The sequence below is a fragment of the Pantoea sp. SGAir0430 genome, from assembly GCF_043549295.1.
In genome coordinates this window covers 1841794-1858260 of the sequence record NZ_CP039427.1, presented here as the reverse complement: position 1 = coordinate 1858260, position 16467 = coordinate 1841794, and the positions used below count along the sequence as shown (strand labels likewise).

The following is a 16467-nucleotide window of genomic DNA, read 5'->3' as shown; positions in this document are numbered from 1 at the left end:
TGCCCGAAAGGCTCAGACGACGCGCCACGCGGCGGTAATCATCTCCGTGAGCGTGGCGGGATCATAATTGACCCAGCCGTTTTTGCTGTTGGCGCGCGCCACAATCCAGTCGACCTCTTCCGCAGCCAGCGTCGGTCCTTCCAGCCAGAACGGCACGATAGCCTGCTGCTGCAGCCAGGCTTTCAGCGCCAGCGCCGGCGGTGCCGTTTCATCGGGCAGCAGGCGTTCAGCCAGCGCCGCCATCAGCCGCTGCTGTTCGGGGTGCGCGCTCTCCGCCAGTACATCAAGGAACGGGAACAGCAGACGACCGCAGACTTCGCCGTGATGGAACGGTTTAATCGCCCCCAGCTCGCCGGCAATACCGTGGATCACCCCCAAACCGGCGCTGCTCAGGCTGACGCCGCCGAGCCATGATGCCATCATCATGGCTTCACGTGCCGCATCGCCGCGGCTGTCGTCCTGATTGAGGTACGGCCACGCCTGCATGAACAGTTGCAGCCCGTTGAGCGCGTTCTGCTGACTGAACAGGTTGCCCTTGCGTGACAGATAAGCCTCGAACAGGTGGGTAAAGGCATCAATGGCGCAGGTAGCCAGTACACGATCCGGCGCCCCTTTGAGCAGATCGGGATCGAGAATTGCCACCTGCGGCACAAACACCGGATGGCGCAGCGAGGCCTTCACCTTAATGTGCTGCTGATCGGTCACCACCGCATTCTGCGTGACCTCGCTGCCGGTGCCGGCGGTGGTGGGAATGGCGATCAGCGGCAGCGTGACCGCCTGTACCGGCGTATCGCCCACTTTCTCGAGGTAGCGCGCGATATTCAGCGGATGCTGCATCATGGCGCCAAAGGCTTTGGCCGCATCCAGCACGCTGCCGCCGCCGATGGCGACAACGCGATCGACGTGGCCACGCCAGCGCGTCACCCAGCCATCGATCTCGTCTGGCGAGGCTTCATGGCTGACAATTTCATAGCCCAGAATGTGATCGTTCAGCGTCGCGCCCAGGCGTGCCCACGCCGGACTGTTGAGAAATGAGCGGCCGCAGAACAGCAGCGTGGGCTGCGGATTCGCCGCCAGCAGCGGGACCAGGCGGTCGATGCTGCCACGGCCAAACAGGGTTTGTTGATTACTGTACAGCTCAATCAGATTCTCACTCACCTGCAGATCCTTATCGGTTGGCATAAAACAGCTAGTGTAACCAAAAGCCACGCCGCTGCCGGGGCAAACATTCTGATAACCCTCCGACAAAAAGTTGATCACCTTCGCAAAACAGAAATTCACCCGCTGCACCAGGTGCTTTCCCGTCAATGTTACCCTTAACATGATACCGGTAACAGGATGTCGCATTCTGAAACATCTGGCACTGATAACCCCTTTGTCCCATTACAACAAACCGCTGCCGGTAATACGCCGAGCGCAAAAGTGGAGAAAAATTATGCCATTACTCTATGTGGCAATTGGCGTGGCGTTACTGCTGCTGCTGATGATTCGCTTCAAACTTAACGGCTTCATCGCGCTGATTCTGGTGGCACTGGCGGTAGGCATGATGCAGGGCATGCCGGTCAATAAAGTGATTGGATCGATCAAAACCGGCGTCGGCGGTACCCTGGGCAGCCTGGCGCTGATCATGGGCTTTGGCGCGATGCTGGGGAAACTGCTGGCCGACTGCGGCGGTGCGCAGCGTATCGCCACCACGCTGATCGAAAAATTCGGCCAAAAGCACATTCAGTGGGCGCTGGTGCTGACCGGCTTCACTGTGGGCTTCGCGCTGTTTTATGAAGTCGGGTTCGTGCTGATGCTGCCGCTGGTGTTCAGCATTGCCGCGTCGGCGCGCGTGCCGCTGCTGTATGTCGGCGTGCCGATGGCGGCCGCCTTATCCGTCACGCACGGCTTTCTGCCACCGCATCCGGGCCCGACCGCGATCGCCACGTTATTTAATGCCGACATGGGGAAAACCCTGCTGTACGGTACGCTGCTGGGTATTCCGACGGTGATTCTGGCCGGGCCGGTGTATGCGCGTTTTCTGAAAGGCATTGATAAGCCGATTCCGGAAGGGCTGTGGAACCCGAAAACTTTCAGCGAAGCGGAGATGCCGGGCTTTGGCGTTAGCGTGTGGACGGCGCTGGTGCCAGTGATCCTGATGGCGCTGCGTGCCGTGGCAGAAATGCTGCTGCCGAAAGGCCATGTGCTGCTGCCGTACGCGGAATTTTTTGGCGATCCGATCATGGCAACGCTGATTGCAGTGCTGATTGCCATCTTTACCTTTGGCCTTAACCGTGGCCGCAGCATGGATGAGGTGATGGGCACCATCACTGACTCGATCAAAATCATCGCCATGATGCTGTTGATCATCGGCGGCGGTGGCGCCTTCAAACAGGTGCTGGTGGACAGTGGCGTGGACAAATACATCGCCGGCATGATGCATGAAACCAACGTCTCGCCAATCTTTATGGCGTGGTCAATTGCGGCAGTGCTGCGTATTGCGCTGGGATCTGCCACCGTCGCGGCGATTACCGCCGGCGGCATTGTGGCACCGCTGATTGCCACCAGCGGCGCCAGCCCGGAGCTGATGGTCATTGCCGTCGGTTCCGGCAGTGTCATCTTCTCGCACGTTAACGATCCGGGCTTCTGGCTGTTTAAGGAGTACTTCAACCTGACCATCGGTGAAACTATTCGCTCGTGGTCGGCGCTGGAAACCATCATCTCGGTGTGCGGTCTGCTGGGCTGTTTGCTGCTGTCCGCTGCGCTGTAACCGGCTGAGGCACCGCGCCTCAGCCCCGGCGGCTTACTGCGCTAAGGCGCGGAAGGCCGCCAGTTCCTCCTCCGGCATGCCAGCCTGGCGTGCCGCTGCGCAAATCTGCTGCCAGCTATTGCTGTCCAGCGGAATGCCCTCGCGTTCACGTGCTGCCCGATTGCGCGTTTCCCATTCGCCCGGCACCAGAATCTCCGCCTCACCACTTTGCGGTGAACGCCTGACCCACGCGAGAAACTCTTCAGCTTCCTGCTGCATCGCCGGTGCGTCAAACGCGTCAGGGTTCAGGATAATGGTGGTCATGCCGTTGAAGATGGCGTCAGTGCCGGAAAGCAGCGTGGCGTCATGCGTAGTGCGACCGCCGGACAGCGCGCCGCCAAGGATTTCGCACATCGTCGCCAGCGCATAGCCTTTGTGCAGGCCGAAGGCGGTCAGCGCGCCATACGGCGACTGATGCATCACGCCCGGATCGGTGGTCGGCTGGCCCTGCGCATCAAGCAAATAGCCCGGTGTGACCGGCTGACCTTTGTTATACGCCACCCGCGTTTTACCAAAGGCGATGCTGCTGGTGGCAAAGTCCAGCAGCAGCGGTTCGCCGTCGCGACGCGGAAACACCGCGCAGAACGGATTGGTGCCGAAGCGGCGATCGCTGCCGTTAAACGGCGCCACCATCGGATCGCCCATCACATTAACGAAGTGAAAGGAGACAAAGCCCGCTGCGGCACACTGCTCCGCCCAGTGACCGATACGGCCAATGTGATGCGAATGATGCAGGCCGACCGCCGCGAGGCCAAACCTGTTCGCCCGCTCAATGCCGTGCTGCATGGCCTCGTACGCGGCCACCTGACCAAAGCCCTTCTGGCCATTAAGGGTGAGGACCGCGCCAGCGTCTTTTTCGATGCTGACGTGCTGATTGAGCTGGAGAAAGCCCTGCGTCAGCGAGGCCATATAGCTCGGTATCATACCGACGCCGTGGGAGTCATGGCCCGCGAGGTTAGCAGCAACAAGATGGTCAGCCACCAGGCGCGCTTCCTCGGCGCTGCTACCGGCATGCAACCAGATAGCCTGAACAAACTGATGTAAGCGGGAAGGGGAAACACGATGCAGTTCAGTCACGCGGTTAATCTCCTTATAGGGGGGAAGAGCATCCTGCGCTGAAATGGATAATAACCGCAAGTAAGGGCTGATAAAGGGCCACAACACGTGGCCCAACAAACTCAGTGCGGCTGTTCGAAGCCGGCTTTAACCATCTGTTCACGCAGTGCGCGTGCAATTTCACGGTTCCCACCCGTGATTGGATAAATAACGTTGTTGACGACATCGTCAAGATAATGCTCATCAAACTCTTGCAGGGTGAGCTGCGTACCGCCTTCGTCATTAATCGCAATGCTGCCACGAATGTGACTGCCATGATCCTTTGCCTTGAGGCTGTAACGACCCATGCTGGTATTAATCGTGCTCATATCATCTCCTTGTTACGTAGACATAGCGAACAATTGAGGCCTGCTACAGGCGCTGTAATTTTAGGCAATCAGCGCGCTACGCGTGCGGCGGGATAGCAACGTAAGCGATAAGCTGCGACCGGGCTCGCAGAAAAAAAGAGCAGGTAACAGTCTCTGAGGCAAGTGACTGGGATCGCGCTCGCAGCGCCGAGCGAAGCCGGAATAATCATCTATACTGAATGCACGATGCGTTATTTTTCATCCTGAAGGAGCGAACAATGAAAATAATACTGTGGATTATTGCCATCATCTTTATTGTCGGGTTACTGACGATTACTGGCGTGTTTAAACTGATTTTCTGACGCGTTCAGGCACCCGCCGGGTGCCTGAAAACATTATTCAACGTGACGGGCGGCAGAAGCAGAGTGCAGGGATGACAGCGGGATCACATCGCGCAGGCTGATCGGCTTGCCGCACGCGGCGCAACAGGCGCCGTGATGATCGGGATCGTCGACCTTTTCCTTGCCGGGTACTGTATAAAAAAATTTGGCGCAACCGCAGCGGCTGCAACGAATTGTCATCTCAGTTCCTCCTCTCTCCGTCCTGGAGTGATGAGATTTATCTCAATCATCGGGTGAGTTCAATTGATAAATTTTATTAATTTATTCATGAAATCAATTTCTATGGATAAGTTGCTGAATATTAAGTAATCACCCTAAGTAATCATCAACTGAGCAGTGCATTTTCTGCACCTTTTACCCTCTGCGTTTTGTTTATTTGCCGTTTCGACTCCGTTCGCGCAGTGAGGTAAAATTAACCAGCTGATTGCCAGCAGAGCCGGGTGCGACTGGCGCCACTGTGGCGCGCGCGCTGTACACGCTCGTGGCATCAGCCATTAACCCACGGCAGCACGGTGCGGCGCGATGTGGCGCTACGCGGTGCCTGCCGGATACAGGATGATTTAACAGGAAGCATTGTTGTGAACTGGCGTATTTCTGCAGCCTTTTGCGGCTGTATTTTGACTTCATCGGTCTCTTTTTCGACACCAGCGGCAACCACAGGCGAAGCGATTAAATCGGGCTGGAATACCTTCTCCGATAACGTGGCGCAAACCTGGACACAACCGCAAAATTACGATCTTTACGTCCCGGCTATCACCTGGCACAACCGCTTTACTTACGATGATGAACACATCAAAAAGTACAACGAGCGGCCGTGGGGCGCGGGCGGTGGCGTTTCGCGCTGGGATGAAAAGGGCAACTGGCACGGCCTGTATGCCATGGCGTTCAAAGACTCGTTTAACAAGTGGGAGCCCATCGCCGGCTACGGCTGGGAAGCGACCTGGCGACCGCTGAACGATCAGAATTTCCATTTGGGCGCCGGTTACACCGCGGGTGTGACGGCCAGGGATAACTGGCGATATATCCCGGTTCCGCTGGTATTGCCGCTGGCTTCGATAGGGTATGGCCCGGCAACCTTCCAAATGACTTACATTCCAGGCACTTATAACAACGGCAACGTCTATTTTGCCTGGTTAAGATTTCAGTTTTAATCGCTGAAGATGCGCAGAAAGTGTGAAGGGCATGGAAAAAATCAATATTTATCACTTTTTCATCAATTCGCGCTGGACAAATGTCACTGCAATTGCTGTACTAGATGCCGACACAGTTTAGTGTCCATTTTTCATGTAAAGGTAATATAGATGTCCAAGATCAAAGGTAACGTTAAGTGGTTTAATGAGTCCAAAGGATTCGGTTTCATTACTCCAGAAGATGGCAGCAAAGATGTATTCGTACACTTCTCTGCTATCCAGAGCAACGGCTTCAAAACTCTGGCTGAAGGTCAGCGTGTAGAGTTTGAAATCACCGACGGCGCTAAAGGCCCATCTGCTGCTAACGTTACCGCTCTGTAAGTTAACAGTCAGAATTTTAAAAACCCGCCTGATGGCGGGTTTTTTTTGTGCTTTTTTCAGCCCTGCCACCAGCTAATGGCCCAGGCGATAATCACCAGCGTACTGAGCGACAGCGCCAGCCATTCATTTAAACAGTGCGGTACCAGATTCTTCATGTGCCATGCCTCGCAACTTCATTTATGCCAGCATGGCAAAGCAAGATTAAGCCAGCCTTAAGCCAGCGTGACAGCGGTATGACAAGGCACATTCTGCGGCGTCGCTCACAGATAATTCCCGTAACATACTCATAACAAAGCTTACTTGCAGATTTTTTAGCGGCAACGCTATATAACAGCAGTCAGGGAACGGAGGAGGCAGGATGAACATACGTGAAGCACAGGCCAAAGACAGCTTTGCCCTGAGTGCACTGTTAACCGAGCTGGGTTATCGCGGCACGGAAAAATTTATCAGCGAGCGGCTGGCGCAATTGTGCGCCCATCCCGACGAGACGCTGCTGGTGGCGGAACACGGTAACCAGGTGCTGGGATTTCTTTCGCTGCACTTTATTCCGCAGCTGGCATTAGCGGGCGATTTCGCGCGCATCAGCTATTTCTGTATCGCCGAGGGTGAGCGCAGTAAAGGCAGCGGCCAGCAGTTGCTGAACCACGCCGAGCAACTGGCGCGCGCCCGCGGCTGCGACCGCATGGAAGTGCATTGTCACGCCTCGCGACTGAAAGCCAACCAGTTTTATGCGCGTGAAGGCTACGTTGAGTCGCCACGCTATCACATCAAAGATCTGGGCTGATATTAAGCTCGCGTCCGCAGGCAATCACTAACGCATCGGCGATGCTGTCGAGCTGATCGGCCGGCAGCCGCGCAATGCTGACGCGAATGAACTGTCCGCTGTTGATGCTGCAGCGTTCGCCTGGCAGCACGGTGATGCCCCGGGCGGCGAGGGTGATCATGGCATACTGCTCTGACGCCACCGGCAGCATCACGCTCAGGCCGTCGCGATCTTCCTGTACCAGCCCGCGCCGCGCCAGTGCGGCCAGCAACTGCTGACGGCGCGCGGCATACGTGGCTTTAGCCTGCTGTATGCGCTGCTGGGTGGGCGCATCGCTCAGCATCCAGGCCACCGCATCCTGCAAAATACGGCTGGTCCAGCTGACCCCGAAGTTACGCCACGACTGCAGCCGTTTCACCAGTTCTGCCGTGCCGGATACTACCGCCAGCCGCAAATCCGGGCCGTAGGCTTTAGAAAAGGAGTGCACGTGCAGCGTGCGCTGCGGATAGTGGCGGCCGAGACTCCATACCGGCCAGCGCGACAAATCGCCGATGCCGTCATCCTCGACAATCAGGGTGGCACTCTGCGCCAGCACCTGCGCCAGCGCTTCGCTGCGCTGCTGGCTGACGCTGTAGCCGGTCGCTGAGTGGGTGCGTGGCTGATAAATGAACATCGCTGGCGCTTTCTGTAAGTGTGTCGCCATCACCTCAGGCAGCGGTCCCTGCTCATCACCGGGCAGCGGCAGGATCTCGGCACCGATGTTGTCGAGCATATCCAGCAGACGCGTCGCGGTCGGATCTTCAATCACTACCCGATCGCCGGGTGATAGCAGCGTCTGCACAATCAGGTTCATGGCATCGAAGCCGCCATCGGTCGCCAGCCACGCCTCCGCCGGACAGGGCCAGCGCGGCGCAATGGCCGCCTGCAGCTGTGGCGAAATCGCCTCACGCTGATAGCTATTCAGCTGTGGTGACGCCAGCCCGGCCAGCATCGCCGGGCGCAGATCCGGCAGCAGTGCCGGATCGGGCGCAGCCATCGCCAGCGCGGCTTTGACGTTTTCACCATAGTTGCCAATTTTCTCAAAGCGGACCGGTCGCGGCATCACACTGTTGCCGCACACCCAGATTCCGCTTCGCCCTTTACCCGCCAGCACTTTCTGCTTTTTCAACTGCGCCCAGGCCGCGGATACCGTGGCCGGACTCACGCCCAGCCGTTCCGCCAAATCGCGCACCGCCGGCATCTGCATGCCCACGGCAATCTGTCCGTCGCGAATCAATGTTGACGCGGCGAGGGTAATGCCTTTTACCGAGGCGTTGTTAATCTGCTGGCTGAGCCACTCTGCATCCACTATTTGCGTCATAAGAAAAAGCTTTGTTCAGTAACATAAAAATGATTGTTCAGATTAGTATTCGCGTTTTAGACTCAAATTCAAGCACAATTTGCAGAAAAAATGCACAGCGCCAGCGTGGCGGCTGAACAAACGGAGAAGCACAACGATGATCACTATCAGACTGGCGGTGCGCGACTGGGATTACTTCACGCCGCTGGCGCTGGGCGATATTCAGCCACAGGGCTTCAGGCTGGTCATTGACCGCGTAGGCACGCTGGTGGATAACCTGGCCAGCAGTGAACACTACGAAGGCGGTGAGGTGTCGTTCAGCCGCTATGCGCAGGCACGGGCGCGCGGCGACAGCTCACTGCTCGGCCTGCCGCACTTTCTGATGCGTGGCTTTCGCCAGCGCTGCATCATCACCACCACAACCAGCTCGCTCACCACGCCAGCTCAGCTGAAAGGCAAAAGAATCGGCGTTACCGGCTGGCAGGACTCCGGCAATACCTGGACGCGCACCGTGCTGCGCGAAGCGGGCGTCGATATCAACGACGCCTTCTGGTTTGCCGGACGCCTGACCGCTGATCATCCGATTGTTGACCGGCTGGCGGGATTTGGTCGCCCGGGCCGCATCGAACCGGCGCCGGACGAGCGTCCGCTGATTGAACTGTTGAAAGCCGGCGAGCTGGATGCGGTGTTCACACCGTTTATGCCTGAGGGTTTTTTCCTGAAAGATTCCGGTCTGCGCCAGCTGCAGGCGGATTTCGTCAGTGCTGAGCGCGACTACTTCAACCGCGTCGGCTATGTGCCCGGTATTCATCTGCTGGCGCTGAAGCCGGCGCTGGCAGCGGCGCATCCGTGGCTGCCGCAGGCGCTGAGCGAGGTGATTGATCGCGCGTATCAGCTGTGGATGCGCAAACGCGAGAAGTACGCGGATACCACGCCGTGGCTGCTGGATGATTTGCGACGCACCGCGCAGGAATTGCCTGCCGACTGGAATCAAAACGGATTTACCGCTAACAAAAGGATGATTGCCGACTTCGCCCGTGAGCTGTTTCAGCAGGGCTTAACCACAACGTTGCTCTCGCCGGAGGAGATTTTCCCGGTGGCGGCCAGAGGGGAGTGAAGATGAAAGTAGCCATGGGGCAATTCGCCGTTAGCCGCGAATGGCAGGAGAACACCGCCATTTGTCGCGGTCTGATGCAGGATGCGCTGGCGGCGGGCGCCGATCTGCTGGTGCTGCCGGAAGGCGTGCTGGCGCGCGATATCGCCGATCCCGATCTGGTGTTAAAGGCCGCACAGCCGCTGGATGGGCCGTTTGTCAGTCAGCTACTGGAAACCAGCAAAGGTAACGCGCTGACCACCATGATGAGCGTGCACGTGCCGACGCAGGATAACAAAGCGCACAACGTGCTGATTGCCCTGCGTAATGGCGAAATCATCGCGCAGTACGTCAAGCTGCATCTGTACGATGCCTTCGCCATGCAGGAGTCGCAGCGGGTCAATCCGGGGGATGCCGTGCCGCCACTGGTTGAGGTGGCCGGCATGAAAGTCGGGCTGATGACCTGCTACGACGTGCGTTTTCCCGAGCTGGCGCGCCGGCTGGTGCTGGACGGTGCCGACGTGCTGGTGCTGCCTTCCGCCTGGGTAAAAGGACCGTTAAAGGAGATGCACTGGGAACTGCTGACCAGTGCGCGCGCGCTGGAAAACACCTGCTACATGGTGGCGGTAGGCGAGTGCGGGCCGCGCAACATTGGTAACAGTCTGGTGATCGATCCGCTTGGCGTGGTGATTGCTAAGGCACCAGAGTGCGCTGCACTGGTGTTTGCCGAACTGGATCCGGCCCGCATCGCCTACGCCCGCAGTGTGCTGCCGGTACTGGAAAATCGCCGCTTTGCCCGTCCGGAATTGCAATCACTTTGACCTGCCTGGGGGAAACTGACTGATGAAAATGCTTTTAACCGCCATCGCGCTGGCGAGCGGCCTGACGGCGAGCGTCGCCCAGGCTGCGGACGCCATTCCGACGCAAAAAATGGATCAGGCGCTGCACGATCGACTGCCGGCGCAGATCAAGCAGGCTGGCAAAATGATCTCGGTGAACAACGGTTCCTTTCCGCCGTATGAGATCGTTAACGGGCCGCACTCAATGGATGGAGCCTCGGCCGATCTTACCGTGGCGCTCGGTCAGCTGCTGGGCGTGAAAATTGAACACGCGACGGTGAGCGGTCTGTCCGGCGTACTGGCCGGCATTAATTCCGGACGCTATCAGATGGCCATCGGGCCAATAGGTGATTATCCGGATCGCCAGCAGAAGGTGGACTTCATCGACTACGTGCAGGAGTTCGTGGTGTTTGGCGTGCAGAAGGGCAATCCGGCGCACATCAACGGTCTGGCAGATACCTGCGGCAAGCGCATTGCGGTGATGGCGGCCGGTTCGGCGGAGCAGGTGATCCGCAAACAGTCAGCCGCCTGTGAGGCTGCGGGCAAGCCTGCAGTCGTGGTGCAGTCCTTTACCGATCAGCCTTCGTCGATCCTGGCGGTGCGCTCGAAGCGTTCGGATGCCTTCTTCTCCTCGCAGGCGCCGCTGACCTATTTCATTGAGCAGGCGCAGGGGCAGCTTGAACTGTCTGGTCAGGGGCAGAAAAACGGCTTTGGCGATATCTTTCAGGGCACGGTCGTTCCCAAAGGCTCGCCGCTGGGCGAGGTGGTGCTGGATGCCTACAAAGAACTGTTTGCCAACGGCACTTACGCGGCCATCATGAAAAAATGGCAGCTGGACGGCAACATGCTGCCGCAGCCGGGACGTAACCTTGCGCAGGAGACGGCAAAATGAGTGCCGTCGGCCCCAACGCGCGCCCCACGGATCAGGCTGACGTGCCGCAGCGCGACGTCGCTTTTGCCCGTAGCGCGCCCGCATATGGACGCTGGGTTAGCTGGATCGTGGTCCTGACGCTGGCAGCGAATGGTCTGTGGCTGGTGGCGACCAATCCCAATTTTGAGTGGCACGTGGTGCTGCAGTGGTTTACCGAAGGCTCGGTGCTGAAAGGGCTGCAGGTGACGCTCGGGCTGACGGTGGTGTCGATGGTGCTGGGCACCCTGCTGGGGCTGCTGCTGGCGGTCTGGCGGCTGTCAGAGAATAAACTGCTGAGCGGCGTGTCGGCGCTCTACATCTGGTTCTTTCGCGGTACGCCGCTGCTGGTGCAGCTGATATTCTGGTACAACCTGTCGACACTGTTTCCCACGCTATCGATCACCGTGCCGTGGACGGACATCACCTTTGCCAGCTGGAATACTAACGATCTGATCACGCCGCTGACTGCCGCCATCGCCGGTCTGGCGCTCAACGAGGCTGCCTATATGGCGGAGATAATCCGTGCCGGCCTGCTGTCGGTCGATCACGGTCAGGTTGAAACCACTCAGGCGTTTGGCATGAGCCGCAGCCGCGCGCTGCGGCGTATCATCATTCCACAGGCGATGCGCGCCATTATTCCCCCGACCGGCAACCAGCTGATTAGCATGATCAAAGCTACGTCGCTGGTGAGCGTCATCGCGATGGGCGATCTGCTCTATTCGGTGCAGGCCGTTTACAACCGTACCTTTGAAATCATTCCGATGCTGATGGTGGCGGTGATCTGGTATCTGCTGATTACCTCGATCCTCAATGTCGGCCAGTCAGCCATTGAGCGCTACTACGCGCGCGGCAGCAAACGTACCGTGGTGGTGAACAAACGACGCGCCAGCAGTGACACGGCGCTGGCTGCGGCCCCGCGTTTAAAGGAGGACGTATGAGCGAGATTCAGCCGCTGGTGCGCGCGCGTAATGTGCAAAAGAGCTTTGGTGATAACGCGGTGCTGAAAGGCATCGATCTCGATGTGTTTCCGGGCGAAGTGGTGGTGATTCTCGGGCCTTCGGGCTCCGGCAAGTCGACCTTTCTGCGCTGCATTAATCATCTGGAAGAGATGAATGCCGGCTCGATTATGGTGGGCGACGAGCAGATTGGTTATGCGCTAAAGCGCGGCCTGCTGCATCGCCTGTCGGCGCGGAAAATTGCCCATCAGCGGCAGAAAATCGGCATGGTGTTTCAGCAGTTCAATCTCTATCCCCATATGACGGTACTGCAAAACATCATGGAAGCGCCGATTGGCGTGCACAAGTTCCCACGGGATGAGGTGCTGCAACACGCGCGTGAGCTGCTGGCAACGGTCGGATTGAGCGATAAAGCCGACGCCTGGCCGCGGCATCTGTCGGGGGGACAACAGCAGCGCGTGGCGATTGCCCGTGCGCTGGCGATCAAACCGCTGCTGATGCTGTTCGATGAACCGACCTCAGCGCTGGATCCGGAACTGGTGGGGGAAGTGCTGGCTACAATGCGTACGTTAGCCAATCGCGGCCTGACCATGATTGTGGTGACGCATGAGATTGGCTTTGCGCGTGAAGCCGCCGATCGCGTGGTGTTCATGGATGGTGGCGTGGTGGTGGAGCAGGGACCACCAGAGCAGGTGATTGGCAATCCGCAGCATCCGCGTACCCAGGCGTTTCTCAGCCGCTTTATCTGACCGTGAGATCTCACTCTGTTACAGATTGCAGTTGAGCGTGGTGAATAACTGCGCGTTAATAGTGCTGTCCGTTTTTCGCGAAGGTTGAAAGGTAAAATATGGAAGGTATCAGTATTGCCAAACTGCTGATCATCGGTGCGCTTATCGTACTGCTTTTTGGCACCAACAAGTTACGTTCACTGGGTGGCGATCTGGGTTCCGCAATCAAGGGCTTTAAAAAAGCCATGAAAGATGATGAATCCACCGCAACCAAAAGCAGTGCCGAAGAAACGCCTGCTGAACGCGTCGGCCATAAAGAGTAATCTCTGCGCTGAACGTCAATAAGTGTAAATATTTATTACGTTAAAAAACCAGACTGCTACAGTCTGGTTTTCGTTTTTTTAGTGCCAGACAATGTGATGTTCCAGCGGTTCATCCCAGCCTGGCAGGTTGCCACCATGATCGCCGCTGGCGGTCAGTGTGCTGTCAGCATTGTTCCACTCATCCAGCCATGCTTCGCTGAAGGTCAGCGGCAGAATAGCGGGCGCAATATCATCCTGCTGCATCGCCAGTTCCATCAGTGCACAATCAATCGCGCTGAGATCGCTGTCATCAATCGGCGTGATAATGGCGGCAGGCTGCGGCAGTACGGTAATCAACTTATTGTAACGGCTGCTGACATGCCCCTGTTCATCGACGAACTCTGCACTGAAAACATGCTGTGCCGCGCTTAAATCGGTGGGCTGAGCGAACTGCCAGAGACCTTGTTCGTCGCCGGTTACCACCTCGATCAGCACATTATCGATATAAATATGCACCTGAGCGCCGGCCGCCAGCGTGCCGCTAAACATTTTCGGCTCACCGCTGTCATCGTAATCCACCGCATAGTCGTGTTGCTGTATGTCGCGCAGCACAGCCACCTCAGGCAGGTTCAGCGGCTGCCGGGCTGTGGGCGTGGGGACAGCCGACGGGTGGGGCGTCTGATGTTCTGCTGCATACCATGCCGCAGGCAGCGCGCTGACCAGCGACAGCGCCGGGCTGAGCGCCGGAACCTCAGGCAGGCTGTGCCAGACGCTCTCGCCGGCGGCCTGCTGCGCTGACTCCAGCGGCGGCAGCGCTGGCAGCAATGGCGTTTCATCCGGCGTTACGCTGCGCAGTTCGGTGAAAGGCAGTGCGGGCGCAGACGCAGGCTGCGCGCTTTGCGGCAGGTGCAGATGAATTTCGTCGTAGCGGTGGTCGATGCTGATGGCGGTTGCAAGAAACGCCAGTTCGCACGACGCATGGGGCGTCACGAACGGATTGGTGATATCCATGGGCGTGGTGCGCGCTTTTAGCGCATCCAGGCTTTCGCCCGACGCGCCGCTTCGCGGTCTACCAGAGGATGGACCTGACACATCCGCCGCCCGCATAAAATCGAGCTCATCGATATGAAAGGATGATTGCATAATCTGACCTTTATGAAAAAAACACTGAGAAAATAAAAATTATAAACAGGCTCTTATGGCCTCAGCGGTTAAAGCGACAGACTTGCGGCAGGAATTAAGCGGTTTAAGCAGATTTTTTGCGATTGCGCCGCAGCAGGGCGCAATCGCGGCAGGAGATTACTTCACTTCCAGGCCTTTCGCCTGCATATCAGCGTGATAGGACGAGCGGACGAACGGACCGCAGGCGGCGTGGGTAAAGCCCATCGCCAGCGCTTCTTCTTTCATCTCATCGAACTCCGCCGGGCTGACGTAACGCTGTACCGGCAGGTGGTGACGGCTTGGCTGCAGGTACTGGCCGAGGGTCAGCATGGTAACACCGTGGCGACGCAAATCGCGCATCACCTCGATGATTTCCGCATTGGTTTCCCCGAGACCGACCATCAGACCGGATTTGGTTGGCACGTCCGGATGCGCTTCTTTGAAACGCTCCAGCAGCTTCAGCGACCACTCGTAGTTGGCGCCCGGACGCACCTGACGATAGACGCGCGGTACGTTTTCCAGGTTGTGGTTGAACACATCCGGCGGCGTAGCCGTGAGGATCTCCAGCGCGCGATCCATACGCCCGCGGAAGTCCGGCACCAGCGTTTCAATTTTGATGGTCGGGCTTTTCTCGCGGATGGCGCTGATGCAGTCAGCAAAGTGCTGTGCACCGCCGTCGCGCAGATCGTCGCGGTCCACCGAGGTGATTACCACATAGCGCAGCGCCATATCGGCGATGGTTTGTGCCAGCTTCAGCGGCTCGTTGGCGTCCGGCGCGTTTGGCCGACCGTGTGCCACATCGCAGAACGGACAGCGGCGGGTACAGATGGCACCGAGGATCATAAAGGTGGCGGTGCCGTGGTTAAAGCATTCGGCGAGGTTAGGGCAGGAAGCCTCTTCACACACCGAGTGCAGGCCGTTTTTACGCATCGCCGCTTTGATGCCCTGAATGCGGCTGGAATCCGCAGGCAGCTTGATCTTCATCCACTCCGGCTTACGCAGGATTTCCTGGCGTTCGGTGACCACGGTTTTTACCGGAATCAGCGCCATTTTGTCGGCATCGCGATACTTGACGCCACGTTCCATCTGAATTGGTTTACTCATAAATCTGCAGGTTCCGGTCGGGATTGCGATTTGAAAGCTTCCTCACTCAAACTGAGAACCAGGCTTTCAACTTTATTTGAAAAAATTGCAAAAATTATATCATCTCGCCGGGGCAGAAGCAGCCGATAAGCCGTGGCGAAAGTTACAATTTTGTAAATGCGCACGTACGGTCAAGGTCAGCACGCGGCCTCATCATGCCATTCCGTGTCGCTAAAGCCGGTCAGGCGCGCGAAATGCTGCACCAGGCGCGGCTGCACGTCCGCCGGCGTGATGCCGGGCTGGAAGGCGCTGATCTGCGTCATCTGCATGCCGGCATAGCCGCAGGGATTGATGCGCAGGAAGGGCGCCAGATCCATCGCGACATTGAGCGCCAGACCGTGAAACGAGCAGCCTTTACGGATGCGCAGGCCTAGCGAACAGATTTTCGCATCGCCAACGTATACGCCGGGCGCATCCGCACGCGCACGCGCACTGATGTCGTAATCAGCCAGCGTAGCGATGACTGTCTCTTCCAGTGCGGTGACCAGCTCGCGCACGCCCAGCTTGCGGCGTTTAACGTCAATCAGTACATACATCACCTGCTGGCCCGGGCCGTGATAGGTTACCTGGCCGCCGCGATCGCTCTGTACCACCGGAATATCGCCCGGCACCAGCACATGTTCGGCTTTGCCAGCCTGGCCCTGAGTAAACACCGCAGGGTGTTCCACCAGCCAGAGTTCATCGGCGGTGGCGCTGTCGCGCCGATCGGTAAAGTGATGCATGGCATCGGAGACGGGCTGCCAGTCGCGCTGGCCAAGCTGACGAACAAGAAGCGTATTAGCAGACAAAGCATAAGTCCGGTAGCGAGTGGAGGGCAGAGTATAACGCTGGCAAAGCGGCCTTTACCAGCGTCAGCATTACAGCACCATGCGCACGATTTCGATGTTGCCCAGCTCTTCGTACAGGGTTTCCACCTGTTCGATGTGGGTGGCGTTAATGGTGATCGAGACCGAGTGATAATTGCCTTTGCTGCTGGGCTTCACGTCAGGGCTGTAGTCGCCGGGCGCATGACGCTGCACCACTTCAACCACTTGATCAACCAGCTCCGGTTGCGCCAGGCCCATCACTTTGTAGGTAAAAGGCGTCGGGAATTCGAGCAGTTCATTCAGTTTGGTTTTCATATTAAC

General features: G+C 57.8%; 18 protein-coding genes. 10 read left to right on the top strand and 8 right to left on the bottom strand.

From position 1 onward, the window contains the following. Positions 1-12: 12 nt before the first annotated feature. Positions 13-1158 (bottom strand): iron-containing alcohol dehydrogenase, encoded by a 1146-nt coding sequence (locus E7738_RS08975; protein ID WP_058758044.1) that lies wholly within the window; start codon positions 1156-1158, stop codon positions 13-15. A gap of 277 nt (positions 1159-1435) precedes the next feature. Between E7738_RS08975 and gntT the strand changes: the two genes are divergently transcribed. Further along, complete coding sequence (gntT, locus tag E7738_RS08970; protein ID WP_021508602.1) at positions 1436-2752, top strand: gluconate transporter; 1317 nt, start codon at positions 1436-1438, stop codon at positions 2750-2752. Positions 2753-2785: 33 nt separating this feature from the next. Here the strand turns inward: gntT and E7738_RS08965 are convergent, their stop codons facing one another. Both E7738_RS08965 and E7738_RS08960 read right to left on the bottom strand, forming a co-directional pair. After that, complete coding sequence (locus E7738_RS08965) at positions 2786-3868, bottom strand: malate/lactate/ureidoglycolate dehydrogenase (protein WP_394516302.1); 1083 nt, start codon at positions 3866-3868, stop codon at positions 2786-2788. Positions 3869-3969: 101 nt separating this feature from the next. After that, on the bottom strand, positions 3970-4215 hold the full coding sequence (locus tag E7738_RS08960) for a hypothetical protein (protein WP_021508600.1): 246 nt from the start codon (positions 4213-4215) through the stop codon (positions 3970-3972). A 958-nt stretch (positions 4216-5173) separates the two neighbouring features. Between E7738_RS08960 and pagP the strand changes: the two genes are divergently transcribed. The 3 genes from pagP to E7738_RS08945 all read left to right on the top strand — a co-directional run bounded on the left by pagP (position 5174) and on the right by E7738_RS08945 (position 6890). Further along, positions 5174-5746: a lipid IV(A) palmitoyltransferase PagP gene (gene pagP, locus E7738_RS08955; RefSeq protein WP_021508599.1), complete on the top strand. Its 573-nt coding sequence runs from the start codon at positions 5174-5176 to the stop codon at positions 5744-5746. Positions 5747-5896: 150 nt separating this feature from the next. Then, the gene (cspE, locus tag E7738_RS08950; protein WP_010615627.1) at positions 5897-6106 is read left to right on the top strand and encodes a transcription antiterminator/RNA stability regulator CspE; all 210 of its coding nucleotides are present in this window, start codon (positions 5897-5899) and stop codon (positions 6104-6106) included. Positions 6107-6464: 358 nt separating this feature from the next. Next, positions 6465-6890, top strand: coding sequence for a GNAT family N-acetyltransferase (locus E7738_RS08945; RefSeq protein ID WP_058769427.1), 426 nt, complete (start codon positions 6465-6467; stop codon positions 6888-6890). On the opposite strand, the gene E7738_RS08940 is transcribed toward E7738_RS08945, so the two are convergent. Next, positions 6874-8229, bottom strand: coding sequence for an aminotransferase class I/II-fold pyridoxal phosphate-dependent enzyme (locus E7738_RS08940; RefSeq protein ID WP_278427526.1), 1356 nt, complete (start codon positions 8227-8229; stop codon positions 6874-6876). The two genes, E7738_RS08945 and E7738_RS08940, sit on opposite strands and share 17 nt — an antisense overlap. Before the next feature lie 136 nt (positions 8230-8365). Here E7738_RS08940 and E7738_RS08935 point away from each other — a divergent pair, with 136 nt between their 5' ends. The 6 genes from E7738_RS08935 (at position 8366) to tatE (ending at position 13057) form a co-directional block, all read left to right on the top strand. Further along, positions 8366-9325: a type 2 periplasmic-binding domain-containing protein gene (locus tag E7738_RS08935; protein ID WP_278427525.1), complete on the top strand. Its 960-nt coding sequence runs from the start codon at positions 8366-8368 to the stop codon at positions 9323-9325. Positions 9326-9327: 2 nt separating this feature from the next. Then, a complete protein-coding gene (locus tag E7738_RS08930; protein ID WP_059010522.1) occupies positions 9328-10122 on the top strand; it encodes a deaminated glutathione amidase in 795 nt (264 codons plus the stop codon). Between the two features lie 22 nt (positions 10123-10144). After that, the gene (locus E7738_RS08925) at positions 10145-11032 is read left to right on the top strand and encodes an ABC transporter substrate-binding protein (RefSeq protein ID WP_278427524.1); all 888 of its coding nucleotides are present in this window, start codon (positions 10145-10147) and stop codon (positions 11030-11032) included. Further along, the gene (locus tag E7738_RS08920) at positions 11029-11988 is read left to right on the top strand and encodes an amino acid ABC transporter permease (RefSeq protein ID WP_021508592.1); all 960 of its coding nucleotides are present in this window, start codon (positions 11029-11031) and stop codon (positions 11986-11988) included. The genes E7738_RS08925 and E7738_RS08920 overlap by 4 nt, the downstream gene beginning before the upstream one ends. After that, complete coding sequence (locus E7738_RS08915) at positions 11985-12755, top strand: amino acid ABC transporter ATP-binding protein (RefSeq protein ID WP_058757904.1); 771 nt, start codon at positions 11985-11987, stop codon at positions 12753-12755. Before E7738_RS08920 ends, E7738_RS08915 begins: the two co-directional genes overlap by 4 nt. Before the next feature lie 98 nt (positions 12756-12853). After that, on the top strand, positions 12854-13057 hold the full coding sequence (gene tatE / locus E7738_RS08910; protein ID WP_010618871.1) for a twin-arginine translocase subunit TatE: 204 nt from the start codon (positions 12854-12856) through the stop codon (positions 13055-13057). A gap of 78 nt (positions 13058-13135) precedes the next feature. On the opposite strand, the gene E7738_RS08905 is transcribed toward tatE, so the two are convergent. From E7738_RS08905 to ybeD, 4 genes are all read right to left on the bottom strand, one after another. Beyond that, on the bottom strand, positions 13136-14179 hold the full coding sequence (locus E7738_RS08905; protein ID WP_394516301.1) for a hypothetical protein: 1044 nt from the start codon (positions 14177-14179) through the stop codon (positions 13136-13138). Between the two features lie 156 nt (positions 14180-14335). Beyond that, positions 14336-15301 carry a lipoyl synthase gene (gene lipA / locus E7738_RS08900; RefSeq protein ID WP_058757902.1) on the bottom strand — a complete coding sequence of 322 codons (966 nt, stop codon included), beginning with the start codon at positions 15299-15301 and terminating at the stop codon, positions 14336-14338. 176 nt (positions 15302-15477) lie between these two features. Continuing rightward, positions 15478-16128 (bottom strand): lipoyl(octanoyl) transferase LipB, encoded by a 651-nt coding sequence (gene lipB, locus E7738_RS08895; protein WP_127833797.1) that lies wholly within the window; start codon positions 16126-16128, stop codon positions 15478-15480. 69 nt (positions 16129-16197) lie between these two features. Beyond that, the gene (gene ybeD / locus E7738_RS08890) at positions 16198-16461 is read right to left on the bottom strand and encodes a DUF493 family protein YbeD (RefSeq protein ID WP_010618866.1); all 264 of its coding nucleotides are present in this window, start codon (positions 16459-16461) and stop codon (positions 16198-16200) included. Positions 16462-16467 lie beyond the last annotated feature (6 nt).